We start from the raw sequence: 607 nt of genomic DNA, 5'->3' as shown, positions 1-607 counted from the left end.
CAAAATGGCCTTGCACCGCAGTCAAAAGTGAGACGGCGGATTCAATATCGTCTAAACCTACCCATGCGGTCGCTTTGGTTTTGGGCAGGGCAAAGAGTTTGAGTGTGGCGGCGGTAATGATGCCCAATGTTCCTTCGCTGCCGATAAAAAGATGGCGCAAGTCGTAGCCGGTCGTGTTTTTGTGCAGGGGCTGAAGGTGGGAAACCAGTTCGCCGTTTGGTAAAACGACTTCCAAACCCAATACCAAATCACGCATGCTGCCATAACGCAAGACATTCAAACCGCCGGCATTACAGGCGATATTGCCGCCGATTTGGCAAGAGCCTTCGCTGGCCAGGCTGAGCGGAAACAGTCGTCCGACTTCGGCTGCCGCCTTTTGAGCATTTTGCAAAATCACGCCTGCTTCAACCGTCATGCTGTTGTCGGCAAGGTTGATATCGCGGATACGGTTGAGCTTGGAGAGATTGAGCAGTACGCCTTCGCTGGTTACCGTTGCGCCGCATAATCCGGTATTGCCGCCTTGCGGGGTTACGCGGATGCGGTTTTCAAAACAGAAACGCATGATTTTCTGCACACTTTCGACAGAGTTCGGCTGTAAGACAATATC

At 52.4% G+C, this 607-nt stretch carries 1 protein-coding gene; it reads right to left on the bottom strand.

Annotated elements, in window-relative coordinates; genetic code table 11:
* Positions 1–607: FAD-binding oxidoreductase (locus ACTHUM_RS17615; protein WP_440403637.1), on the bottom strand; the 607-nt coding region annotated here is incomplete at both ends.

The sequence above is a fragment of the Neisseria sp. P0021.S006 genome (assembly GCF_051956895.1).
This window is presented reverse-complemented; position numbering and strand designations above follow the sequence as displayed.